Source organism: Bacillus sp. FSL K6-2839, from assembly GCF_038003365.1.
Classification (GTDB): Bacteria; Bacillota; Bacilli; order Bacillales; family Bacillaceae; genus Bacillus.
In genome coordinates this window covers 1273499-1297401 of sequence record NZ_JBBOOZ010000001.1, presented here as the reverse complement: position 1 = coordinate 1297401, position 23903 = coordinate 1273499, and the positions used below count along the sequence as shown (strand labels likewise).

Genomic DNA, 23903 nt, shown 5'->3' with positions numbered 1-23903 from the left:
GATGTGGGAGATCATGAAAGGAATGCTCTATTTAACAGGAGCCATTTTGACGGAGGTTTTTGGCAGTACGATGCTGAAGCTTTCACAAGGTTTTTCGCAACTGCTACCGAGTATTGGGGTCCTGATCGGATTTGGCTGCGCCTTTACCTTCCTCAGTTTGGCACTTAAAACGATTGAACTTTCGTCTGCTTATGCGACATGGTCTGGCGTTGGAACAGCACTCACTGCTCTTATCGGACTCGTGCTGTTTAACGAAACCATTCACATAAAAGGCTTCATCGGCCTTGCACTTGTGATATGCGGCGTGATTGTCTTGAACCTGTCCAAAAAACAAAAGGAAGAAAACAAAGAACAAATCGATCAAACCGAATGGACGTCATAAAAAAAGTCATTTTCTCCATTTAATAAGAGAAAATGACTTTTTTGTTTTTACCCGCCAACTTGAATGGTTTCTTCTAAGGAAATGGCCACATTTCCTTGAACAGCTCTTGAGATCATACATGAGCTTTCGGCTTTATGCGCGAGCTTGCGGGCCAGCTCAATATCTTGCGGGGAAGCGGATTGTTTGAGGATGATGACAGGCCGGTGAATGATTTTTTCATATGTAAACACACCATTGGTCACATCTACGACAGCCTCAGAACTCATCGTTAGATCCTCTTTCTCTAATTGGCTCCGCTCCATCATAGCGGCAAGTGTAATAATATAACACGTAGCCGCTGCACCTAAGAGCATCTCATCTGGATTTGTTCCAATGCCGGGACCGTCCATTTCTTTTGGAATTGAAATCTTCGTTTTTAACTGTTCACATGAGATTGTACCCACATCGTTACGCAGACCAGGCCAGCTCGCCTGAAGATGAAAATGATGACGCGCCATATTCGTCTCTCCTTTTGTTATACTTTTTATAGTGTAACAAGAATTCACGCTGCTTGTCTTAACATGTGCACCATCTTTATGTATATTCCTCATCCAGCACTGTCCGAATCGCCCTGACATACCGGTAGAACGTCTCGTTTTTTGTACTCGACCGCCGCCGAAAGTCAAAACTGTCAAATAAAGCTTCACGCTGACTTCTACTAATCTCTAGCTGTACACTTTGCCCTGTTTTTGTAAGATTATTAATATTATGATTGCTTGTTCCGCTCAGGGTTGCGTGTGCGACAGCCAGTTCAGCAGAAAATCCGTTCCGCTCTAATGAGTTCACAATTTTTTCTGCACGGTCGTAATCTGTTCCGCCAACGAGAGTATGGTCAATTCCTTCCTCACCTTTGTATCCATGAACTGCTAAGATATAATCGTGTGCTTTTGCCTGCGCGACGCCGACTGGCTCATCAAAGTTTGTGCTTGTAATATGAAGTTCTGACGCATTCTCTCTTAAGCCTTCAAACAGATACGTAGAGAAATCATTATCGAAAAAATGGACGATCTCGCTCACGCCGCCTTCAATCCTCCCGCCATGGGGTGACATCACTAGAAGACGGCTTCCAGGCACTGGGTTGGCTGTAATCTGATAGCTGCTTGTTGATTCGTTTTCTTCCAGTTCTTTAAAATTGCGATAAATATCATTTGAACCGCTTTCGTCTTCCCCACCTGATGACACTGGCTCATCATGTTCCTGTGCTTGCATTGTATAATAAACGCCCCATCCGATCGCAAGCAGGAGAAGCAAAGCAAAAAACTTCTTCATTCCCGTTCTCCTTTAACAGATTTCTAAGCCGTTTCTATGATTTATATTGAATCATCATTTCTTTTCATTTTTTCCACTTTTTCTCTTCAAATTTGATCATAACACTCTAGATCATGAGATTCCTCAAAAATAAGATAATTGCATTTATATACACAGAAACGCCTCTCCTCTTTGAAAACAGAGTTAGAATAGTATGACAGACAAATGAAGTTATGTTTAAAATGGCCTAGTTCTATCCAGTCTGTTTTCTTTAATTCGGCTTGTATTTATATGGATTTGATTTTTTTCCTCTGTGACAAGTCACATTTGTATGAGCATTGACCCTGTTTATCCCCCCTTTTTTCTGCAAAATCGATTGTTTCACCGGTTCTCTTTGAAGAACTCTCCCACCTATCATCGGCAGATTCTACATGTTTTTCACCTTTTTCTATTATTTTACAAAATGTAAGCGCTTTTCTTTTTAAAGAGAAATCAGTCAGCCGCCAATATGAAGAAAAGGAGGGGCATGAATCCGAACCAAGCAGCTCTCATTCTCATAACGTAATAGTGTACAAGAATGGATAGCTAGAATGGAGGGCATTACATGTTTGGATTTTCTATGGTGCAAATGGTCAGAACACATGCTAGTAAACTGGATCAGCCTTTAAGAGAAACCGTCCTTCACCTTTATAAACCTTTTAAATGGACGCCATGCTTTCTTCATCGTTTCTTGGAAGGAAGATTAAAGAAGAGAAAGAAGCTTCGTGTGATCATTGAATTTAAGGAAGGTGCGGTCGAAGCAGGTATTCAAAGCGCAAAACAGTTCATGAAAAAAAATAGAAAAACAAAAATTAAACGGCACTTTTCACATATCGACTGCTGCGCTGCTGACCTAACACCGGATGCTTTAGAGGAGCTGTTAGCGAATGGTGAGCATATTCGTAAAATTTATTTAGACAGGAAAGTTCATGCACTTCTGGATGTGGCCACACAAGCAAGTCATACTGATGAAGTCATCCGAAACGGTACAACCTTAACAGGGGAAGGTATTACGGTCGCTGTCATTGACACAGGGATTTATCCGCATGAAGATCTAGAAGGAAGAATTCGCGATTTTGTGGATTTAGTCAAGCAAAAAACAAAGCCTTATGATGATAACGGGCATGGCACTCACTGCGCTGGAGATGTAGCTGGAGACGGAGCTGCCTCAGATGGCTTGTACAAAGGACCTGCTCCAAAAGCTAATTTAATTGGCGTGAAAGTGTTAAATAAACAAGGGGCTGGATCACTTTCTACTATTATAGAAGGGGTTGAATGGTGCATCCAGTTCAATGAAGATCACCCTGATGATCCGATTCATATTATGAGTATGTCACTAGGCGGAGAGGCCCAGCGTTATGATGACGAACAAGACGATCCGATGGTGCGCGCTGTCAATGCTGCTTGGGATCAAGGCATTGTTGTATGCGTCGCTGCCGGAAACTCTGGTCCTAACAGCCAAACGATTGCGAGCCCTGCCGTCAGTCAAAAAGTTATTACCGTTGGCGCTTTTGATGACCGGAATACACCAGAATCAAACGATGATATCGTGGCACCATTTTCGAGCAGAGGCCCTACTGTTTATGGTGAAACAAAGCCTGATATTCTCGCACCAGGAGTAAACATCGTCTCTCTCAGATCACCAAGGTCCTTTCTAGATAAACTCGATAAATCAAGCAGAGTCGATGACGATTACACGACGTTATCTGGCACATCTATGGCAACACCGATTTGTGCTGGTATTTGCGCTCTTCTTTTAGAGCATTCACCAGATTTAACGCCCGATGATGTCAAAACCCTGTTAAAAGAAAATACAAGCAAGTGGTCTGGAGATGACCCGATGATTTACGGAGCAGGTGCCATTGACGCAGAAAAAGCCATCAAAGAATAAATTAAAAAAGCCCTTTACGTTGATTCGTAAAGGGTGTTGTTTGTCTGTTATTACGTGTGAAGTCTTTCATCTACTTGAGCAGCTGACATGTTATGCTTCGTTCTCATACATCTCATCTCCTTTTTGAATGTGCGTACGCGCTTCGATCACAATCTCAAAAAAAGTGGAAGATTCCTTGTACATGTCGCGTTCCTTATAATAATTAGCCGCATCAAGTGCTAATTCCTCTAAATCAGCAAACATTTTTTTGCTTCGCAGACCAAAAAGGGCCGACCTTAATTGCTCACAGCTGTCTTTTTCTATATAAAGCGCCTGCAAAAATTGGAATTTCAACTGATAAATTTCATCTTCCAATAAACAAGCCTCGTTCATTCCTTTACGTATAGCCTCGCCCGCCCGCTGGATATCTCCGAGTTTAAAACAAGTAAGGGCAAGTGAAAATAATGATTTGATCATCGTGGATGCTTGATCTTTTTGATAAAGGGAAATGGCTTGTTCAAAAAAGACAGTCGCTGTATGATACGTTCCCATACTATAATGACAAGCACCTAAGTTATTAAGAGCCATCGCTTTAAAATAAGATGTGCATTCTTGCCGTTCCATCGCTTCACAGACCTTTAACGCTTTTTCTAAATAAGGAAGCGCTTTTTGGTGCTGACTCACATCAATCCAATTACCTGCCATGACAAAATCACATTGAATGCTTCTTTTTCCATAAAGCTGATGTTTCTTATAAATGTCTCTCGCCTTTTTAGCATAATGCATGGAGAAATAAGTTTGTTTCATATGATAGTATACTTCAGCGATTTTATAGTAAAATTCCGCTTTTTCAATCTCATCTGTCACTAAGATCAGTTGATGTTCCGCATGCTTGTAATAGGAAATAGCCTCGATATACCGGCGCTGGATAAACGCATACATTCCATGGAAAAAATGAAAGTAATAGCCGAGCAAGCCTGTCATCTCATCTTCTCCATCTTCCATTTCTTTCGGAAAAGACACGGCTTGAAGCGTTTCACTCCCTGCATGGACTGGCGTTAAATGCTGAAGCATCATTTGATGGCGAAAATCCATTAGAGAATAGTATAGAAGTAAATCTTGATCCTCTTCCATCTCATGAATTTCTTCTTCAACAAGGCGCTTCATATCGTTTGCTTGTTCGACTTCAAATTTGCAAATATGCGTGTACCATTGATTGATCTTTACACCTACTTCGGAAGATGGTATTTTGTGTGCCATCCACTTCAGCCCCATTCTATCATATCAAACTGATAACTATCATTTTACATAATTTATGTTTTTAAGGCAAATTGTAAGTTATTACATAATTTATGTCTATTTCGCATATTTCTATCTTTTTTACCAAGTTTAAATAGAGTACTTTTGCCCATCAAAACGGTTTTTCTACGAAGATGGGTCAAATTCTCTTAATACTTCTTTTAAAGCACTGATATAACGTCTGAATGCTTTTTTCTTTCCTTTTCTCGTATCAAAATTGTCAAAAAAGGCTTCTCTCTGCGCCGTACTAATTTCTAGCTGAACACTTTCACCACTCGCATTTCGATTATTAATATTTTTGGGATCTGTTCCTGAAAGCCGTTCGCCTTCTTGCACCATTTCTGCAGAAAATCCTCGATCCTTTAATTCTCGAACAACTGCTCTTTGCATTTTTTCGTTTGTCCCGCCAACTAGCGTGTGTCTTTTATCACTTTTATAGCCGTGGATGGAAATGGAGAAGGGATACGTTTTAATCATTTGAACCAATATCGGTTCATCAAACTTTGTGCTTGTAATATGCAAATCACGATTATTGTCTTGTTTTGTTCCTTCAAACAAATACGTAGAGTACTTTTCTTGAAATGCTTCTACAATTTCACTTGTTCCTGGTTCAATTTCCCCTCCATGAGGAGAAAATACGAGTAAATCACTTCCACCCTTTTCGTGAAATTCTATTTCATAGCCTTCTCTTTCATGTCGGATAAGCTGTTTAAAGCTTTCATATTGATCCCCTTTTTTTCGCTCTTTATGATACTTTTCTACCTCTTCTTGATATTGCTTTTGCTCTTTTTTTTCTTGAACAGAATGGCTGCATTTCACCATTAAAAGAGCACACAGGATCAGAAAGATGAATCCACATATCAGTAGCCTTTTCATTTCACCGCTCCTTTTCATTCTCTTAGGTGTCATCTTATCGCATTATTTTACTATCAATGGCTAACAGAATTCAAAGGTTGTCCGGCTCATTTGAACGAATCAGGAGAACTTACCTGTTTTTTTATGCTGCCCTAGGTATTTCTGACTTCTTTGAATCATTCATTGCTTGAATAAAAACTGCATCGTATGACCTTATTTTAGCTTTAGTTAAAATCACCTACAAAAATGGACATATTCTTCTGATTTCAAACAAAAAAAGCCGTAAACAAAAGGTATGCCCTTCTGTTTACAGCCAATTACTGTATATCCATCATTAAACTCTTAGTTCATTCTCTAAAGCTGAAAGGACTTCATCTTGCGACAGTCCTTGTGCAAGAGAAATCTCACTCACTAACATGCCTCGTGCATCTTCAAGCATCTTCTTTTCACTTGAATTTAATGCTTTCTTCTGATTGCGTCTCATCAGATCTTTGACAACGTCTGCACCATCTTCGATCGCACCTGTTTTTAGCTTTTTCAGATTTTCATCATATCTTTGCTTCCAAGTAAGCGTGTCGTCGTTTGTTTCTTCTGCAAAATTGTTCATCACAACTTTCAGCGTTGCTTGATCTGCTACCGGACGTATACCTAGTTGATTGATTCTGCCTCTTGGGATCATCATCTGCATATTCGGCATTTGAATCAGAAAATATTCCTCCGTCTTACCTAAAATCTCTTTTTCTTCCATTCCTTCAATCACACCGGCACCATGCATAGGGTAAACAATTTTATCACCTATTTGAAACAAATCCGCCACCTCCGAAAGTATTCACATTATGATTATAACACATTTCATCGGTGGATAAAAATTTATATTCTATCATGTTATTTTAGCACTAGTCAATTCTTTTTATTTGAGTTTTTCAGAAAAAGCCTTTTTTTACAAAAAAAGCGCCATCATCCAGTCCCCTTGTCTTATTCTTGCATATACTAGCATTGAGTCACATTTAGGAGGGATGACAATGTGCAAATGCAAGTGCAAGTGCAAACATTCCCACTCAAACTGTTATAAAAAGCATGACGATCATTGCCATGAGGATCCATGTAAAGAAAAAAAGTTTCATCATAAAAAAGATAAATGGTTTGAGAGCGATTTCTGGGATACTTCTAGAAGCTACGATCCCTATTACTGTCCTAAAAGTGTCTGCAGCAGCTGTAAGAAGCGTCGTAGAAGAAGACATGGCTTCTCATATTAGCAATTGACGCTTTCACCTGCTTTTCGTTTTCCCGGCTGAAAAGCCGGTTTTTTTCATATGGATAGGCTCATGAAACGGATCATGCTCATAGGATATGGCAACCTGACATAAAGGATGAGATATCAAATGAACAATATGAATAGCCCAATGAATCATCATCACCAAGAAAATCCCTATCATACATTTGAGAATGTGTATACAGCCAATCATGAGCATGTGGTCGCGCCAAACATGCAGGATCCTATGAATATACCAAAGCATTATCATACCGGTAAAAAAGATATGTACAGCGGACACTATCCGCATCATCATTCAACCTATTCGACGTTTCCAAATCAGCATGATGTCTTTTCACATGTTCCAATGAAAGATCACCATCATCTTGGCCACTATGGTGGATACGGAATGATGCCATATCATCCATCCGGATATCAAGATATGCATATGATGATGCCAAATCAGCAAATGACAGGCCATGGTTATGGAATGAACCAACCAAATGCGTTTTTCCCCCGTTATTACTAAACAAGTGACAAAATAAGGGTATAATATACCATTTAATACCATATAGGAATATGGTAACCTTGTAGGTAAATAATGGGTGTAATCATCTATTATTTACCTATATTCAACAAGGGGGAAGGAAGAAATGAAAAAAACATGGACAATGATCATGATGGGAATGCTTACACTGGTCATGGCACTATCGGTACCGATTGCCGCATCCGCAGAAGGAGTCAAAACGGAGGAAGGCAAAGCATCAACGAATGCAAGACCAGCTGAACTTTATGCAAAAATTACAGGTACAAGTAAGCAGGAATGGTCTTTTTCTGACATTGAGCTGACATACCGCCCAAATTCTGTTTTAAGTATCGGTGCCATTGAGTTCACATTGCCTGCAGGCTTTCAAGCGACAACAAAAGACATCTTCAATGGAAAAGCATTAAAAGACAGCTACATTTTGAACAGTGGAAAAACTGTCCGCATTCCAGCTAGAATCGATTTATTAGGAATCTCACAATATAAATTACAACTTTCACATAAAGTACTTCCTGCTGCAGGTACATACACGTTCCGCGCAGAAAACCGTGCGCTTAGCATTGGTTCTAAATTTTATGCAGAGGACACCCTTGATATTCAAACACGACCAGTTGTGGTCACACCGCCAAATCCTTGTGGATGCTAAATAAAAAAGCGCTCTAATAAGAGCGCTCCAATTGACAAAGGGCTAAAATGATTTTTATTTTAGCCCTTTGTCTTTTTTTCATTTGATCACATGACCCGTTTAAACATTTTTTCCATTTCATATGTCGAGTGATGAATGATGATCGGCCGGCCGTGCGGACAAGTGAAGGGGTCCTTTGTCTGCCGGAGTTCATCTAATAGGGCTTTGATTTCATCATTTCGCAAATGGCGATTTGCTTTGATAGAACCTTTACAGCTCATCATGATCGCCGCTTCTTCTCTCAATTTTTTGATATCAACACGCTTCTCATCTAGCACTTGCTCTATAATCTCTTCGATCAGTTCAGCCTCTTCCCCTTTTGGAAACCACTGCGGATGCGACCGAACAATGTAGCTTCCTGAACCGAAAGGCTCTAAGAAGACGCCCACTTTCGTTAGTATCTCTTTATGCTCTTCAATAATCAGCATATCGTTTTTCGAGTAGTGGAATGTTAATGGGACGAGCATTTCTTGCACTTCCTGCTTGATCTCTCCTACCTTCTCACGATAATACTCATACTTGATTCGCTCCTGAGCCGCATGCTGATCGATAATATAAAGCCCTCGTTCATTTTGAGCCAAAATATATGTGCCGTGCATTTGCCCGATGGGATACATGACTGGAACACGTTCGTTTTCTGAAATGGTTTCTGCAACATCTTCTCTCAGTACCGTCTCTTCATATTCAAGTGAAGCGGCGGATTCCTCTAAATGAACACGCTCAGATGGAGCATCTTCATAAAATACGGGTGATGACGCCTCAGTCTTTTCCTGCTCAGGCGTCCCATATGTACCCGTCTGACTTGTCTCGTATACAACCGATTCGAGAGGCTCCGGCTGATAGGATAGCGGCGTTTCCGACACGCTTGTGTTTATTTTTTTCGCATCAAAGGTTAAGGATTGCTGCTCATTTTTGATAGCTGGCATTGGTGCTTTCTTTGGTACCGAAGCACTTGGAATGAGTTGCTGCTTTTGAAATACTTCCTTAATTCCTTGTTTGATTAGCTCATGAAGTTCCTGCTCTTTACTTAGTCTCACTTCAAGCTTCGAAGGGTGAACGTTCACATCCACTAAAATGGGGTCCATCTTCATCTCAATAAATGTAATCGGATGGCGGCCAATCGGCAGCAGGGTGTGATACCCTTCATGGACCGCTTTCACGAGCGGAAAATGCTTAACATATCTGCCGTTTACAACAGAAGACATATAATTCCGTGATGCCCTTGTCACTTCTGGCAAGGAGATATATCCTTTCACTTCAAAATCAAGTGATTGCACGTGAAGCGGCACCATTTTTTTCGCAACAGCTGTCCCGTAAATGGCCGCAAGCACATGCCGCACATCTCCGTTTCCATTCGTCTGAAGCAGAACTTTCCCTTGATGTCGCAAGCGAATTGATACTTCTGGGTGAGCCAGCGCAATTCGATTGACGACATCCGATATATTGCCAAGCTCCGTATGAACGGTTTTCATGTATTTTAAACGGGCAGGCGTATTGTAAAATAAGTTGGTAACGACAATCTCGGTACCGCGGCGGCCAGAGGTTTTTTTCTCTGAAATGATCTTTCCGCCTTGCAGTACCAGGTGCGTTCCAGCTCCTTCACCAGTACTTGTTTTCATTTCTAGATGAGAGACAGAAGCGATACTTGGCAGCGCCTCTCCCCTGAATCCGAGTGTTCTGACACGGAACAGATCATTTTCATCTTTGATTTTACTCGTTGCATGGCGCTGAAAGGCGAGCTTACAATCTTCAGCATCGATTCCAACACCATTATCAATCATTCTAATAGAGGAAAGACCTGCTTCTTCTACATCGATTTCAATGACTGTACTGCTTGCATCGATTGCATTTTCCATAAGCTCCTTTACGACAGAAGCCGGACGCTCAACTACTTCACCAGCAGCAATTTTATTGGATAGGTCATCGGATAACTGAATAATCTTTGCCATTTTGCTCACCTCACCTTATATTATAATTTCTTTTGCAATTCATATAGCTTTGTCATCGCTTCGAGCGGGGTCATATCCATTAGGTTGAAAGACTTTAATTCCTCGATCACCGCTTGATCTTTCTGTTTTAGAACTGGTTTAGTTTGCGGTTTTTCTTCTACTTCAAAGAAAGAAAGCTGCTGTTTTTCCTCGGTCTTTTCTGTTTTTGGGGCTGCAGATACGTGCGGGGTCACTTCATGTGATCCGCTCTCAAGCTCCGTCAAAATGGTCTGGGCCCTATCGATGATGGCATCAGGCAATTCAGCAAGCTGCGCTACATGAATACCATAGCTTTTATCAGCTGCCCCCTCTTTGATTTGATGTAAGAAAACGACCGTGCCTTCATGCTCTTCAGCACGTACATGGACATTTTTCAGCTCGCTTAATTGAGACTCAAGGACTGTGAGCTCATGGTAATGTGTAGAAAATAGCGTTTTGGCACCAATATGATCGTGAACAAATTCAATGATTGCCTGCGCAAGAGCCATTCCATCATAAGTGCTTGTCCCGCGTCCAATTTCATCAAATAAGATCAAGCTGTTTTTCGTTGCATGCACCATCGCATTTTTTGCTTCAAGCATCTCTACCATAAAAGTACTCTGACCAGAAATCAAATCATCTGCCGCACCAATGCGTGTAAAGATTTGATCAAAGATCGGAAGGGTCGCCTTTGATGCCGGCACAAAGCAGCCAATTTGCGCAAGAATTGAGATAAGCGCCATTTGTCTCATATACGTACTTTTCCCTGACATATTCGGTCCAGTAATGAGTAAGGTTTGCCGGCCTTTTCCCATATGGCAGTCATTTGGCACATACTCCTGATGATCCATCACTTTTTCAACGACTGGGTGACGGCCATCTATGACATCCACCTCATCCTCTGAGAATTCCGGACGGATATAACGGCGCTTTTCACTGACAGTCGCAAAACATTGGAGGGCATCCAGCTCACTCATTTGTTTTGCGAGCAGCTGTAATCTCGGAATATAGACTTTCACTTGTTCCCTGAGAGCTGCGAATAGTTCATATTCCAGTTCGCTTATATTTGATTCTGCCTCAAGAATCAGCGCTTCTTTTTCTTTCAATTCAGGTGTAATATACCTCTCTGCATTGGCAAGCGTTTGTTTTCTTTCATAACGCCCTTCCTCCAGAAGATGCGTATTCGCGCGTGTCACTTCGATATAATAACCGAACACTTTATTAAACCCGACTTTTAAGGAGCGAATGCCTGTGTATTCTCTTTCTTGCTGTTCAAGCCGTGCAATCCAGTCCTTCCCATTTCGGCTGGCATCACGGTATTCATCTAATTTTGCATTGTAGCCGTCTTTAATCAAATTGCCTTCTTTTAACGTCATCGGCGGATTCTCATATAGCGCATCTTCTAATAAATCAAGTAAGTCACCACAAGGGTCAATATCATTCGCTCTTGATTTCGCCATTTCCTCTGGCAATGAATGCACAAGCTCTTTAATGGCTGGTACTTGTTTTAAGGATTCCTTTAACTGAATGAGATCACGGGCATTCACGTTGCCAAATGCGACGCGTCCAGCTAAACGTTCGAGATCATATACTTGCTTTAATCGTTCTCGCAGATCCTCTCGTTCAAAGAGATGATCCATCAAAATTTGCACCATTTCCTGACGTTCCTTAATTTGCGAAAGACGAATTAACGGCCGGTCGATCCATTGTTTGAGCAGCCTTCCGCCCATCGCTGTTTTTGTTTCATCTAGCAGCCATAATAAAGAGCCCTTCTTGCTTTTTGAGCGGATCGTCTCTGTTAATTCAAGATTTCGTTTTGAGTAAAGATCAATTTTCATTGTTTGTTCGAGCTCAAACACTTGAACTTGCTGAAGGTGATCGAGACTTCTTTTTTGCGTTCTTCTTAAATAAGCATATAATGTCAAAAAGGCCGATCTTAGATGCTCGTTCAGGTGGGACACGAGTCGCTCAGCTTCATCGATCAAATCATCACTATCTTCGTATGAAATGGTCGCTTGGCACCGATCCTTTAAGGTCTTGACTGTTTCTTCATCCAGCTGCTTTGACACCACAATTTCTTTTGCACCGACAGAATAAATTTCAGACACGACTTCATCTAATCGATCGATGAAAGCCACCATATTTTCACCTGTAGATAAATCGGAAAGTGCAAGTCCGTATCCATTTTCAAATCTTGTAACAGATGCAATGAAGTTGTTTTCGTTTTCACTTAAGCCTTTACCATCCATCACCGTACCTGGTGTAATGAGTTGAACGACTTCTCTTTTGACGACACCTTTTGCCGTTTTAGGATCTTCCACCTGCTCACAAATCGCGACCTTGTAGCCTTTTGAAATCAATTGTTCTATGTATGCAGAAGCAGAATGATAAGGAACACCGCACATTGGTATTGTCCCGCCATCTCTGCTTGTTAACGTAATTTCCAATTCTTGTGCCGCTTCTTTTGCGTCATCAAAAAACATCTCATAAAAATCGCCTAAGCGAAAAAATAAAAAGGCATCTTGATACTCTGCCTTGATCTTTAAATATTGCTGTATCATGGGCGTATAACTTGCCATATTTCTAATCCCTCACTATATTACATTCGAATTCATACCATCTTTCATTATAGCATAAAAAATCCCCTTTTTTCTCCTAGATAGGACACAAAAAAACTAGGGGGATATGCGCCCTAGTCATCAATTACTCTTCTGGATCACCCGCTAGGAATTCTGGATGAATATCCTCTAACTCCTCATCCACCTCTTCTTCCCACTCGTGATCATCTTTTTCTTTCCAGCTTGAATTGACCTCTACAACAATTTTTGTTTCTCCTACCACTTCAGCAATGAATTCCCGCTCTGCTTGAACGATAATTTTATTGCCGTTTGGAGAAATGGTCACTTCTAAGCAATTCGGCTGCTGCAGCACTTTTGCAATCACTTCATGCTCATCATCAAGGAAATTTTTATCTTTATATCTCAGTTTGATGATGTCTACATATTTCACTCGTTCTGTGACGACTTCTGTTTTTGTGTTATCAGCGTAAGAATACCATACGTTAATATCAAAGGTTCCTTCAATCTCAACAGTTTTACCGACCTTTTCAGCATCATACTTATGATTAATGATCCAACCACCTAGGATGCTGGTTGGTTTTTGCGATGGAGAAATGGTGTGTGTGCTTTGGGTGAATTTCCTCCCTTTTGCAACCACCGCTTTTGTAATAATCTCTCTGTATTCAGACATTCCGGCATGCCTCCTTGTTCTTGATCGTTTTATCTTATGCTGGGCATTCGTCTAGTGTGTCACGATTTTGAACTTCATGTTCAATTAAATTCATTTCTGTTTCAGTGTATGCATGGTCGCCCATAAACTTGCCTTGAAAATTGGAAAAGTTGGAGAGTGAGAGATTTTGGGGTGACGAAGCAAGAGATAGAACGGGAAGGGTGAATTTCTTCTGTTCTTTCAAAAAATGATGGTAGCAAAGCAAAAAACCCCGCATCTGCGGGGTTTTCTCATTTAATGGAGCAACTTGGTGATGAGTTTTTCACTTTTGAACCGGTTTCTCCTAATAAGAGGTCACCGCCGGTTGAAAGAATGATTTCATCTGTTACTTGATTAGAAATCGTATGCGCTACGAGCTGAAGCAGGGAATTGACTTCCACTTGTGATTCTTTGAATTCTTGAATCACCGGGATGTCATCCAGTTCTTCTTGCAGGGCATCGATTTTTTCTTCCACTTGCTTTAAGGCTTCATGTTTGCCGTAATGCTTTAAATTCACAGCTTGTTTTTGAAGCGCCTTAATTTGATTAATAATCGTTGAAATTTTTGTATTTTCATTGATTTGCGCTTCTGCTTTCTTGAAGAAATCAACTTCTTCTGTTTCAGAAATCATTTTAGCGAGCTCTCTTGCACGCTCGACAATCTCTTTTTTTGAATAAAGCGTCATTTTAATTCACCTCGATAGCTTCTCCAACCATTTCTCCGTCAAGAGACCAAGTTTTGGCTTGTGTGATTTTCACTTTGACGATGTTGCCAATCGCTTCTTTTGGTGCTTTAAAATTCACAAGCTTGCTTTTACTTGTATATCCGGCTAGGATTTCAGGGTTGTTTTTACTTTCACCCTCTACTAATACTTCGACAGTCTGCCCTTCATATTCCTTCATTTTTTTCGCGGAAATTTCATTCACGAGGGCATTCAGGCGCTGCAGACGTTCTTTTTTCACATGCATTGGCACATTGTCTTGCATTTTCGCTGCTGGTGTTCCTTCTCTTGGAGAGTAAATGAACGTATAAGCGGCATCAAACTCAACCTCGCGATAGAGGGAAAGTGTTTCCTCAAACTGCTCATCTGTCTCATTTGGGAACCCAACAATAATGTCCGTTGTTAATGAAGCATTTGGCATGGCTTCTTTGATTTTGCGCACAAGATCAAGATAACGCTCACGGTCATATTTTCTCGCCATGAGTTTCAAGACAGAAGAACTGCCTGATTGAACTGGCAAATGAATATGATCGAGAAGGTTCCCACCCTTAGCAAGCACTTCAATTAAGTGATCGTCAAAGTCACGCGGGTGGCTTGTTGTAAAACGGATACGCGGAATATCGATTTTACGCAGCTCATCCATCAGGTGTCCAAGACCATATTCCATGTCTTCAAAATCTTTTCCATACGCATTCACGTTTTGACCAAGAAGGGTAATTTCCTTATATCCTTCTGCCGCTAAACGTCTGACCTCTTGGATAATTTCATCCGGGCGGCGGCTTCTTTCCTTACCGCGCGTGTAAGGGACGATACAGTATGTACAGAATTTATCACAACCGTACATAATATTCACCCAGCCCTTAATTTTTCCTTGGCGGGCTCTCGGAAGGTTTTCAATTACATCGCCTTCTTTTGACCAAACCTCGATGACCATTTCTTTTGAAAGGTAGCATTCAGATAATAGCTCTGGCAGGCGGTGAATGTTGTGTGTACCGAAAATCAAATCAACAAATGGATGTTTCTTCAAAATACGGTTGACGACAGATTCCTCTTGCGACATACATCCGCAGACACCTAAAATTAAATCTGGCTTTTCACGCTTTAATGCTTTTAAATGACCAAGCTCTCCGAACACTTTGTTTTCCGCATTTTCACGAATCGCACAAGTGTTTAATAAGATGACATTTGCATCTTCCGTTGAGTTTGTTGGCTCATAACCAAGCGCCATAAAGATACCAGCCATCACTTCTGTGTCATGCTCATTCATTTGACAGCCATATGTGCGAATATAAAACTTGCGGCCGTTCCCTAAACCTTGAAACCGCTCGTCAATTTGAAATTGATTGTATTCGACTTCTTCTTTACCCCGTTTTTTTGCTTCTTTTAAGGAAGGCGGAATGTACACAGCTTCAAAATACTGGCTGTAGTCCTTCTCGGATTTTTTGTCCGATGAACTTACTTGTCCGCTCGCTTTTCTCTGCTCTTCATTCATGAATTTGTACTCCTTTCAAACCAAGCTCCACCCTACAGTATAGACTATTTTGTGATGAATTGAAAATAAATTCATATATGCCATCACTTTTCAATCCACACGAATTCGGCATGAATATTGAGTAGGTTTCAGATGTAGATCGTCTTTGCCTAAAGGGTTTTGTATTTCTTTGACAATTTTCATCTGCTGTGTACCGACACTCTCAACTAAAGTAATCACATATGCTTCTTTTTCCTCTTCTGCTACCATTCTTTCTTGTTCAGATAAGAAAAATGGAAAGTCTTGATGAGTCAGTTTAGATCCTTTTACTTCTATGAGTTTCTCTTTTCCATCGGGGTAATAAGATTTGATATCAAATCCATGACCATCTTCCGTTTCAGCCACCCAATTGACAGCTTCCGCTAATTGTTCCTGACCCGCTGCTTTTAATTGCTCTACTTCCATATGATAAACAAATTTCTCAGCTATTCTACCTGTCTCTTCGTTTTGCTTTGCTCTTTCTTCTCTTAATTGTTTATAAACATCTCTATGAATGATTCTTTTTCTTTTAAATTTGTTCTGATGTTCCACTTTTGGAGTAAGGTCCTGATCCAAATATACTTCGTAAACAAAATCATAAAAAAACTCGTTTAAAGAATTGATATCTTCTATTAATTGGTGATGGTCAAAATGATCAATATTATACTTTTTAAAGACCAATGAGCTTGCTACATATTTTTTAGGTCTTAATGATTTACCCAAATGAAAATCACCTATATGAAAGCCCTCTAATCTTTTATGGTGCTTTAATTCTGGCTGTAGCCTTTCCCTCCAAACGGCTGCCTCTTCTTTAATTTCAGACAAAGATAAATTTTCAGTTCCAGTTTCAATTGTTAAATAAAAATCTTCCCCGTTCTCAGCAAATAAAATAACAATAAATATTCCTTTTTGTGTCGTTGTTTTTTGGGAATTAGGATTTGTGGTTAATCTCCTGTCTAAAAGTGCAATCCAAAAACATTCTGCAACTTTTCCATTTCCTGTAGATGCTTTAATATCGATCCTATCCAAATTCCTCATATGACGTTTTTCTAATTCACATTGAATTTTGTTTGGTATTTCTTTATTAAACATTTTGTGAAAAGGGTGATTCTTATCTGTTCTTGCATTGTTCTTATAATCTAAAAATTGCTTATAAAACTCATCTTTATTAAATAACATTTCTCTCATCACTTACCTCAATAGATCTTTTTACATACATTATACATAACAAACGGTAGATTTGATGAAATATGGAAAGAATAGTGCAAAAAAAGAGAGCCTGCGCTCTCTCAATCAAGTATGTTCAGTTTTTTTGCTTCTTCTTCGATCACCGTCAGTGCACGGTCTAGTTCTTCTTTTGTGTGCTCTGCTGTGATGATGGCTCTAATTCTCGCTTTTCCTTTTGCCACAGTTGGGAAGGCGATGCCTTGAGCAAACACGCCTCGCTCTATTAAAGCCTTTGAAAAGCGGAAAGTAAGGGCTTCGTCTCCAATCATAATTGGAATAATCGGTGTTTCTGTGGGTGCAACCTGAAATCCAAGACTGACGACTTTTTCTTTAAAATAGGCGGCGTTCTCCCAGAGCGTGCCAATTCGCTCCGGTTCATCTAACAGCACTTCAATCGCTTCTTCACACGCTCTAGTCACTGCTGGCGGATGTGAGGTGCTGAATAAAAACGGTCTTGCTTTATGTTTTAAATAATCAATTAAAACTGCTGAACCCGCTACATAGCCGCCAAGCACTCCGACAGCCTTACTAAGTGTCCCAACCTGAATATGCACTCTGCCGTCGAGTTTAAAATGGTTGACTGTCCCGCGGCCATTTTCACCAAGCACGCCCGAGGCATGCGCATCGTCTACCATCACAAATGCATCATATGCTTCTGCGATCCTCACAATCTCAGGAAGTGGCGCAATATCTCCATCCATCGAGAACACACCGTCTGTGACGATGAGACGCACGCGGTAATTCATAGATTTCTTTAAAATTTTCTCAAGCTCTTCCATATTGGAATGACCGTATACCTTTTTATCTGCTTTTGTTAATCGGATGCCGTCAATGATTGAGGCATGATTCAGTTCATCTGAAATCACAATATCATCTTTTGTCAGGATACTTGATAAGACCCCTTGGTTGGTCGTAAAGCCTGATTGGAACACAAGGGCTGCCTCTGTCTTTTTAAATGCAGCGAGCTTTTTTTCAAGACGTTCGTGCATCGTCATTGTGCCGGCGATGGTTCGTACAGACCCTGTGCCAGCACCAAATTCATCAATTGCCTCTTTTGCCGCTTTCATCAGCCTTGGATGTGAGGTGAGGCCTAAGTAGTTATTTGAGGAGAGCTGTATGACAGATTGTTCATTTAATGTCACAGTGGATGATTGTTTTGAGTCGATCTCTTTCAATGTTTGGTGGGTGCCTTGCTGCTTCATTGTTTCCAATTCATCTTGTAAATACGTGAATTCTTTCATCATTTCTTCCCCCTTTGATTTGATGGCAGCATCAGTACGACCTTTCCGCACGTACCATTTCTCATGAGTTCAAATCCCTTTTCGAACTGTTCAAATGGCAGCGTATGGGTGACAACTGGCTGGACATCGATGGTATTCGTTCTTAATAACTCAGATACTTGACGCCACGTCTCAAACATTTTTCTCCCCGTGATTCCTTGGACGGTTAATCCCCTAAAAACAATTTGATTCGTAATATCAATTGTCACTGGCCGTTCTGGCAAGCTTAGTATATTGACTTTCCCTCCATTTGCACAAGCTTCGAGTGCTTGATTAATGGCAACTGGATGTCCTGACATCTCGCATATCACATCTGCTCCTTCCATCCGTGTGAACTGCTTAATCACCTCAACAGGATCATCTTTTCCAATATCCACGATATGGTCTGCCCCCATTTTTCGGGCAAGATCCAGCCTGTATTCGTTTTGATCGACAGCAAACACTTGGACAGCACCGGAAGCTTTCGCGACGGCGATCGCCATTAAACCGATTGGTCCGCAGCCGAAAATCACCACTGACTTACCTGAAACGGGTGTGTGCAGCACTGTATGAACAGCATTTCCAAGCGGCTCTTGGATAGATGCAAGCTCTACTGGCATTTGAGCTGGATTGTGCCACACATTTTGTTCAGGTACTTTGACATATTCAGCAAAGCAGCCGTCAATGTCTACCCCTAAAATTTTCGTTTCACTGCACAAATGCTGCTGACCGGTTAAACACATATAGCACTGATTACATACAACATGTGTCTCTGCCGATACAAAATCCCCTACTTTTGCACGTGAGACTTGCTTCCCTACTTTGACAACTTCCCCTGTAAATTCATGTCCAAAAATGTAGGGCGCTTTGACTCTTCCTTTTGCCCACTCATCCCAGTTATAAATATGCACGTCTGTTCCGCATATCGAAGTGGCTTTCACCTGAATCAATACTTCATGATCATTGATTTCTGGAATCGGCATCTCCATCAGCACCGCTCCGTAAGCGCTTTCTTTTTTAACAATTGCTTTCATCTTTCCACACATGACGTACAACCCCTTTGTTAAAAAACTTCTCCCAATGAGATTTTAACACGTCTTATTTTAGTCGTAAATACCACTGTCTACTGTAAAAAGACAAATGAACACTCCACATATTTTTTTGGATATTTTTCTAAAAAAAAAGCAAATCCCCGTAGAGAAGGAGATTTGCTTTTTGCGTCACCGTCTTTTTGAAACGGCAATATATAAGGCTGGCACAATGAAGAGTGTGAGAATCGTTGAGAAAAAGACACCCGAAACTATGCAGATTGCCAGCGGCTTAAAGAGCGGATCATTACTTAATGCTACAGGCATAAGGGCAACCAGTGCTGTAAATGCTGTTAGTAAAATTGGCCTAATCCTAGCTCTTCCCGCTTCAATGACAGCTGTCTGTTGATCGAATCCTTGCTTACGCCGCTGCTCAATAAATTCGAACAAGACAACCGCATTTCGGACCACGATACCAGCTAATGAGACAATTCCCATTGTTGCCATGAAGCTGAACGGTGTTTGTGTGACAAACAGTCCTATAACAGCTCCAGATATCGCTAAGTAAACCGTACCTAGAACTAACAATGGAAGCATCAATGAATTGAACTGAAAAGCGATGGTCACATAAATGAGCAGCAAGACAACCCCAAATAAGAGACTAATTTCAATAAAGAACTGGGTTTGATCTTCATTTTCTCCACCTTGAGAAATGGTTAGCTCCTTCGCTGCATCCGTTTTTCCTACTTGATTGACGACTTCTTTCATGTCATCTTTAAACGACTCTGACGTGCCAGGGTACGCCTTCAGCGTAATGGTCGGAATTCCATTTTCATGTGGAATGCTTTCGTACTGCTCTGTTTCTTTTTCTTTTACATATCGGCTAAGCGGCTCGAGTGAAGGCATACCACCTTCATTTGAATTGACAGGCACTTTTATTTCTTTTAGCTTTAATCCATTTTGGTGTGTAGCCATATCCTGTTTGACCACTAGGTCGATATCATTTGATCCTTGTTTAAAGCTGCCTAATGGCATGCCTTCTGTCACTAGACCGAGCTGTTTGCTGACAAACTGAGCGCTGAGCCCATCCTCTGCCATTCGGTCACGGTTTAACTCAAAGGAGATGGTTTTTACCGGCTGATTGACATCGTCAGTGATCAAGCTCGCTCCTTTTTCTTTCATTTTACTTGTGAGCGTTTCTTTGATATTAATGAGCTTTGCAAAAGAGTCACCCGCAATGGTTACTGTCACAGGCGCACCGGTTGGCGGTCCTTGAACAATGGTTTTCATAAAAATATCAGCATCTTTGAATTTCTTACGCAATGGCTCTGTCATACGATCTATCAATTGTTTACTCGTCATCTGATCATTGTCTACTCTCACGACAACTTGACCAGTATGATCACTTGCATTTGAGATACTTTCATTAAACAGGTTCGGTACACCGCCGCCTGCAAAGATCGCCGTCTCTTCAATGCCTTTCTGCTGTTTCATCTCTTGTTCTATTTTCTCTAATGTTTCATTTGTTTTGTCTAATGTTGTTTCACTTGGAAGTGTGACAGTGACAACCACTTCTTTCTTATTCGCTGCAGGGAAAAATTCAAATGGTGTGACGAAAATCAGTAAAAAGGCAAGCGTTGCAACGAGCAAACCACTTAGGCCAATAAGCAGCGGACGCTTCACAATATTCGTCAGCACACGGTCTGCATAAAAATCAGCTAATTTTTTTAACGGTTTGCCTAGGAATCCTGGCTCTTTTTGAATTTTCTTGTTCTTTCTTTTTCGGTTCACGGTATATTGATAGACTGGCACTAGTGTCAGAGAAATCACCATAGACGCAAGTACAGTCGTGACTAGGACAGACGGTAATGCTCGTATAAATGAACCGTTTGCACCTGATAAGAAAACAAGTGGCAAGAAAGCAAACACAACCGCAAGTGTTGAAGTCAAAATAGACCCTGCAACTTCTTTCACACCTGCAATCGTTCCTTTAAGCGGACTTTCGTATTTTTTCATCTGCCTTAAAATATTATCGTTGACGACAATGGCATCATCGACAAGTATTCCTAGGGCAATGATAAAGCCGATAATCGAAATCTGATTGAGGTCCACTTGTAAAAATGGCAGCGGAATCGTTCCGATTGTGATCGATAATGGGATGGCAAGTGAAACGATGAACGCACCGCCAATGGTAAGACCAAGTGTGGTGACGATAATGACAGCGATGACCGCAACAATGGCTTCTTTTATCAAATCATTAAAAATGGCATCCACATCACTTTTTTGTGAATAGTAGTCTACCCACTCCACACCATTTGGAAGCTGCTTCTCTTTCTCAATAACATCACTGACTTTGTCATACATTTTAGGAATATCAAGCCCTGGTTTGATATTGACTGTAAATGAATAGGCGGGCTTTCCGTTATACGACACAATGTCACTTTTCTCTTTTTCTACTTCTTTTAAGCTGCCAAGCTGACTGATTGTGACCGGCTCACGGTTCGATTTGGAGAAAAGCTCAATCTTTTTCACTTGATCCAAACGATCATAGGCATCAATGGACAGCTTAACCTTCTCGCCACCTGCCCGAATGTCGCCTAGTGGAGATGTGTCAAATTCCTGATTGATGGCATTTGTGACATCCGTTACATTTAACCCTTCATCCTCCAATTTACTTGAATCTAAGTTTAATACCGCTTGTTTGTCATTGAATCCTTTGATGACGACACTGTCTACCCCTTTGATGTCCTCAACCTTTTCCTTCAACGCACGCAGCGATTCCTGACTATTTGCTAAGTCTGTTGATTGACTCGCCACAACCATATAAGAACCAACCGGCACGTTGCCGAACTCATCCTTTACATCCGGCTCCATCACTCCGTCAGGAAAGGACGACGCAGCACTTGTGGTTTCATTCTTAATTTGACTTGCCACCTCTTGAAAGTCGGCTTGATCACCAATTTCAAGCACAATATTTGAAAAACCAATGGCAGAAACAGAGCTCGTTTTCTCTACACCATTGATATCAGATATGGCTGATTCGAGCTTATTGGTTACATCAATTTCCACCTGTTTTGCATCCGCACCAGGAAACACGGTGGAAATCGTGACGATATTCGCTTGGAATTCTGGCAGTTCTCGCTTAGGAAGCTGCGCGAATAAATAGCCGCCAGCAATGAGAACAATAAAAAATAAAATAAAAACAAGCTTTCCTCTTTTCAAAAAAGCTTCAATCATTATTTCACCTACTTAAATATTTATTTTTGATGAAGTATTTTTAACTTAACCTTAATTTATCATCATGGTGAAAAAATGCAAGCTCTAATATGTCATTTTTATCAATTTCATGAACTGAATATGTTATATAAGAAATGTATAGTGGTAAACAAAAACAACCTGCTTACATGATGTAAGCAGGTTGAAAATAATAAAATTAGAATTATCGTGGTTCAACAATCAATTTGATTGCTGTTCTTTCTTCTCCATCGATAAGAATGTCAGTAAAGGCTGGAATGCATATCAAATCCACTCCGCTTGGTGCAACAAATCCCCTTGCTATGGCTACAGCCTTGACCGCCTGATTCAGCGCTCCAGCGCCGATTGCTTGTATTTCCGCTGCACCGCGTTCACGTAAAACGCCTGCTAATGCTCCTGCTACTGAATTCGGATTTGACTTTGCTGAAACTTTTAAAATTTCCATTTCTGCTCCCCCTTAAATTTACAATGGATAAGTGAGTGTTCATTAGAACAATCTTTGTTAGATGATGCTATTTTTTGAAAATCCATCCCCAAAATGTTTTTCAAAAATAGCAGGCTACCTACCATTTTTACTATATTCACGATAGAGGGCGCATATTCCTTCTTTCTGATTAATATTTTTCTGAAATAAATATGTGAACATTTATTCAAAGAAAATATGGTCATCATTTATCAAAATTCGATCAATTTTGACAGCTTTTTTCGACTGTTCGTCAATTTCTACGATTACTGCACTTAATGTTGTGCGTCCTTCTGCAATCTCAAAACGGACTGGAAGACTCGTTTTGAATCGTTTAATAATCGTCTCCCGATCAACACCTAAAATGCCATCATAAGGTCCTGTCATTCCCACATCTGAAATATACGCAGTTCCTTTTGGCAAAACGCGGTTATCTGCTGTTTGAACATGTGTATGCGTTCCAACGACACATGATGCACGGCCGTCTGTATACCAGCCCATCGCTTGCTTTTCACTTGTGGCTTCACCATGAAAATCAATAAAAATGAACGGTGTACGTTTGGATGCTTCCGCAATTAACTCGTCTACTTTTTGAAACGGGCAGTCAATTGGCGGTAAAAAAGTGCGTCCTTGTAAATTGATGACGGCCAGTTCTTTTCCTTGTTTTTTTATAAACGTAAGACCTTTACCAGGTGTGCCTTCTGGGAAGTTCGCCGGACGAACCATGTTGGCTGCGTCATCGATGAAATCAAAAATGTCTCTTTTATCCCATGTATGGTTGCCCATTGTAAGCACGTCAGCTCCTGCTTGCAGCAGCTCATGATAGATTTTTTCAGTTATCCCTTTCCCATGAGCAGCATTTTCTCCGTTGACAATGGTAAAGTGGGGCTGATATTTCTTCTTTAGCTTTGGTAAGTATTCTTTCAGTGTGTCTCGTCCAGGTGAACCGACGATATCTCCAACAAATAATATTTTCATGCGCTTTGAACCCT

At 40.7% G+C, this 23903-nt stretch carries 20 protein-coding genes; 4 read left to right on the top strand and 16 right to left on the bottom strand.

All coding sequences use genetic code 11. From position 1 onward, the window contains the following. Positions 1-13 precede the first annotated feature (13 nt). A complete protein-coding gene (gene erbB / locus MHH26_RS06260; RefSeq protein ID WP_307499650.1) occupies positions 14-382 on the top strand; it encodes an SMR family multidrug efflux transporter EbrB in 369 nt (122 codons plus the stop codon). Between the two features lie 47 nt (positions 383-429). Here erbB and MHH26_RS06255 read toward each other — a convergent pair whose 3' ends face one another. Both MHH26_RS06255 and MHH26_RS06250 read right to left on the bottom strand, forming a co-directional pair. Further along, positions 430-879, bottom strand: coding sequence for an OsmC family protein (locus MHH26_RS06255; RefSeq protein ID WP_034662163.1), 450 nt, complete (start codon positions 877-879; stop codon positions 430-432). 76 nt (positions 880-955) lie between these two features. Continuing rightward, positions 956-1690 (bottom strand): poly-gamma-glutamate hydrolase family protein, encoded by a 735-nt coding sequence (locus MHH26_RS06250; RefSeq protein ID WP_034662166.1) that lies wholly within the window; start codon positions 1688-1690, stop codon positions 956-958. Positions 1691-2273: 583 nt separating this feature from the next. Here MHH26_RS06250 and MHH26_RS06245 point away from each other — a divergent pair. Beyond that, positions 2274-3599, top strand: coding sequence for a S8 family peptidase (locus MHH26_RS06245; protein ID WP_307499648.1), 1326 nt, complete (start codon positions 2274-2276; stop codon positions 3597-3599). 90 nt (positions 3600-3689) lie between these two features. Here the strand turns inward: MHH26_RS06245 and MHH26_RS06240 are convergent, their stop codons facing one another. From MHH26_RS06240 to MHH26_RS06230, 3 genes are all read right to left on the bottom strand, one after another. Continuing rightward, on the bottom strand, positions 3690-4838 hold the full coding sequence (locus MHH26_RS06240) for a Rap family tetratricopeptide repeat protein (RefSeq protein WP_260336065.1): 1149 nt from the start codon (positions 4836-4838) through the stop codon (positions 3690-3692). Between the two features lie 165 nt (positions 4839-5003). Beyond that, complete coding sequence (locus MHH26_RS06235; RefSeq protein WP_334749199.1) at positions 5004-5753, bottom strand: poly-gamma-glutamate hydrolase family protein; 750 nt, start codon at positions 5751-5753, stop codon at positions 5004-5006. Positions 5754-6066: 313 nt separating this feature from the next. After that, entirely contained in the window at positions 6067-6540 is a 474-nt protein-coding gene (locus MHH26_RS06230; protein ID WP_034662177.1) for a CarD family transcriptional regulator, read from the bottom strand. A gap of 574 nt (positions 6541-7114) precedes the next feature. Here MHH26_RS06230 and MHH26_RS06225 point away from each other — a divergent pair. Then, entirely contained in the window at positions 7115-7513 is a 399-nt protein-coding gene (locus MHH26_RS06225; RefSeq protein WP_340972748.1) for a hypothetical protein, read from the top strand. Between the two features lie 124 nt (positions 7514-7637). Continuing rightward, a complete protein-coding gene (gene bslA / locus MHH26_RS06220) occupies positions 7638-8174 on the top strand; it encodes a biofilm surface layer hydrophobin BslA (protein ID WP_034662185.1) in 537 nt (178 codons plus the stop codon). 86 nt (positions 8175-8260) lie between these two features. Here the strand turns inward: bslA and mutL are convergent, their stop codons facing one another. From mutL to MHH26_RS06165, 11 genes are all read right to left on the bottom strand, one after another. Then, a complete protein-coding gene (gene mutL / locus MHH26_RS06215) occupies positions 8261-10162 on the bottom strand; it encodes a DNA mismatch repair endonuclease MutL (protein WP_340972746.1) in 1902 nt (633 codons plus the stop codon). Between the two features lie 20 nt (positions 10163-10182). After that, positions 10183-12759 carry a DNA mismatch repair protein MutS gene (gene mutS, locus MHH26_RS06210; protein WP_340972745.1) on the bottom strand — a complete coding sequence of 859 codons (2577 nt, stop codon included), beginning with the start codon at positions 12757-12759 and terminating at the stop codon, positions 10183-10185. Between the two features lie 124 nt (positions 12760-12883). After that, a complete protein-coding gene (gene cotE / locus MHH26_RS06205; protein ID WP_003212450.1) occupies positions 12884-13429 on the bottom strand; it encodes an outer spore coat protein CotE in 546 nt (181 codons plus the stop codon). Between the two features lie 269 nt (positions 13430-13698). Next, complete coding sequence (locus MHH26_RS06200) at positions 13699-14133, bottom strand: RicAFT regulatory complex protein RicA family protein (RefSeq protein WP_106030907.1); 435 nt, start codon at positions 14131-14133, stop codon at positions 13699-13701. 1 nt (position 14134) lies between these two features. After that, positions 14135-15661: a tRNA (N6-isopentenyl adenosine(37)-C2)-methylthiotransferase MiaB gene (miaB, locus tag MHH26_RS06195; protein ID WP_060596336.1), complete on the bottom strand. Its 1527-nt coding sequence runs from the start codon at positions 15659-15661 to the stop codon at positions 14135-14137. A gap of 90 nt (positions 15662-15751) precedes the next feature. Then, positions 15752-16867: an MrcB family domain-containing protein gene (locus MHH26_RS06190; protein ID WP_106071506.1), complete on the bottom strand. Its 1116-nt coding sequence runs from the start codon at positions 16865-16867 to the stop codon at positions 15752-15754. Between the two features lie 101 nt (positions 16868-16968). Next, positions 16969-18150, bottom strand: a complete 1182-nt coding sequence (locus tag MHH26_RS06185) for a glycine C-acetyltransferase (protein WP_106030905.1) — start codon at positions 18148-18150, stop codon at positions 16969-16971. Then, on the bottom strand, positions 18147-19211 hold the full coding sequence (gene tdh / locus MHH26_RS06180; RefSeq protein ID WP_307499640.1) for an L-threonine 3-dehydrogenase: 1065 nt from the start codon (positions 19209-19211) through the stop codon (positions 18147-18149). Before tdh ends, MHH26_RS06185 begins: the two co-directional genes overlap by 4 nt. A 174-nt stretch (positions 19212-19385) precedes the next feature. After that, positions 19386-22430: an efflux RND transporter permease subunit gene (locus MHH26_RS06175; RefSeq protein WP_340972742.1), complete on the bottom strand. Its 3045-nt coding sequence runs from the start codon at positions 22428-22430 to the stop codon at positions 19386-19388. A 202-nt stretch (positions 22431-22632) separates the two neighbouring features. Continuing rightward, a complete protein-coding gene (gene spoVS, locus MHH26_RS06170) occupies positions 22633-22893 on the bottom strand; it encodes a stage V sporulation protein SpoVS (protein ID WP_003211281.1) in 261 nt (86 codons plus the stop codon). A gap of 201 nt (positions 22894-23094) precedes the next feature. Further along, positions 23095-23889 carry a TIGR00282 family metallophosphoesterase gene (locus MHH26_RS06165; protein WP_034662209.1) on the bottom strand — a complete coding sequence of 265 codons (795 nt, stop codon included), beginning with the start codon at positions 23887-23889 and terminating at the stop codon, positions 23095-23097. Between the last annotated feature and the right edge of the window lie 14 nt (positions 23890-23903).

Excerpts from the sequence above, each read along its gene's own strand:
- erbB (WP_307499650.1), top strand. The coding sequence starts at position 14 with ATGAAAGGAATGCTCTATTTAACAGGAGCCATTTTGACGGAGGTTTTT.
- MHH26_RS06255 (WP_034662163.1), bottom strand. The coding sequence starts at position 879 with ATGGCGCGTCATCATTTTCATCTTCAGGCGAGCTGGCCTGGTCTGCGT.
- MHH26_RS06250 (WP_034662166.1), bottom strand. The coding sequence starts at position 1,690 with ATGAAGAAGTTTTTTGCTTTGCTTCTCCTGCTTGCGATCGGATGGGGC.
- MHH26_RS06245 (WP_307499648.1), top strand. The coding sequence starts at position 2,274 with ATGTTTGGATTTTCTATGGTGCAAATGGTCAGAACACATGCTAGTAAA.
- MHH26_RS06240 (WP_260336065.1), bottom strand. The coding sequence starts at position 4,838 with ATGGCACACAAAATACCATCTTCCGAAGTAGGTGTAAAGATCAATCAA.
- MHH26_RS06235 (WP_334749199.1), bottom strand. The coding sequence starts at position 5,753 with ATGAAAAGGCTACTGATATGTGGATTCATCTTTCTGATCCTGTGTGCT.
- MHH26_RS06225 (WP_340972748.1), top strand. The coding sequence starts at position 7,115 with ATGAACAATATGAATAGCCCAATGAATCATCATCACCAAGAAAATCCC.
- bslA (WP_034662185.1), top strand. The coding sequence starts at position 7,638 with ATGAAAAAAACATGGACAATGATCATGATGGGAATGCTTACACTGGTC.
- mutL (WP_340972746.1), bottom strand. The coding sequence starts at position 10,162 with ATGGCAAAGATTATTCAGTTATCCGATGACCTATCCAATAAAATTGCT.
- mutS (WP_340972745.1), bottom strand. The coding sequence starts at position 12,759 with ATGGCAAGTTATACGCCCATGATACAGCAATATTTAAAGATCAAGGCA.
- cotE (WP_003212450.1), bottom strand. The coding sequence starts at position 13,429 with ATGTCTGAATACAGAGAGATTATTACAAAAGCGGTGGTTGCAAAAGGG.
- MHH26_RS06200 (WP_106030907.1), bottom strand. The coding sequence starts at position 14,133 with ATGACGCTTTATTCAAAAAAAGAGATTGTCGAGCGTGCAAGAGAGCTC.
- miaB (WP_060596336.1), bottom strand. The coding sequence starts at position 15,661 with ATGAATGAAGAGCAGAGAAAAGCGAGCGGACAAGTAAGTTCATCGGAC.
- MHH26_RS06190 (WP_106071506.1), bottom strand. The coding sequence starts at position 16,867 with ATGAGAGAAATGTTATTTAATAAAGATGAGTTTTATAAGCAATTTTTA.
- MHH26_RS06185 (WP_106030905.1), bottom strand. The coding sequence starts at position 18,150 with ATGATGAAAGAATTCACGTATTTACAAGATGAATTGGAAACAATGAAG.
- tdh (WP_307499640.1), bottom strand. The coding sequence starts at position 19,211 with ATGTGTGGAAAGATGAAAGCAATTGTTAAAAAAGAAAGCGCTTACGGA.
- MHH26_RS06175 (WP_340972742.1), bottom strand. The coding sequence starts at position 22,430 with ATGATTGAAGCTTTTTTGAAAAGAGGAAAGCTTGTTTTTATTTTATTT.
- spoVS (WP_003211281.1), bottom strand. The coding sequence starts at position 22,893 with ATGGAAATTTTAAAAGTTTCAGCAAAGTCAAATCCGAATTCAGTAGCA.
- MHH26_RS06165 (WP_034662209.1), bottom strand. The coding sequence starts at position 23,889 with ATGAAAATATTATTTGTTGGAGATATCGTCGGTTCACCTGGACGAGAC.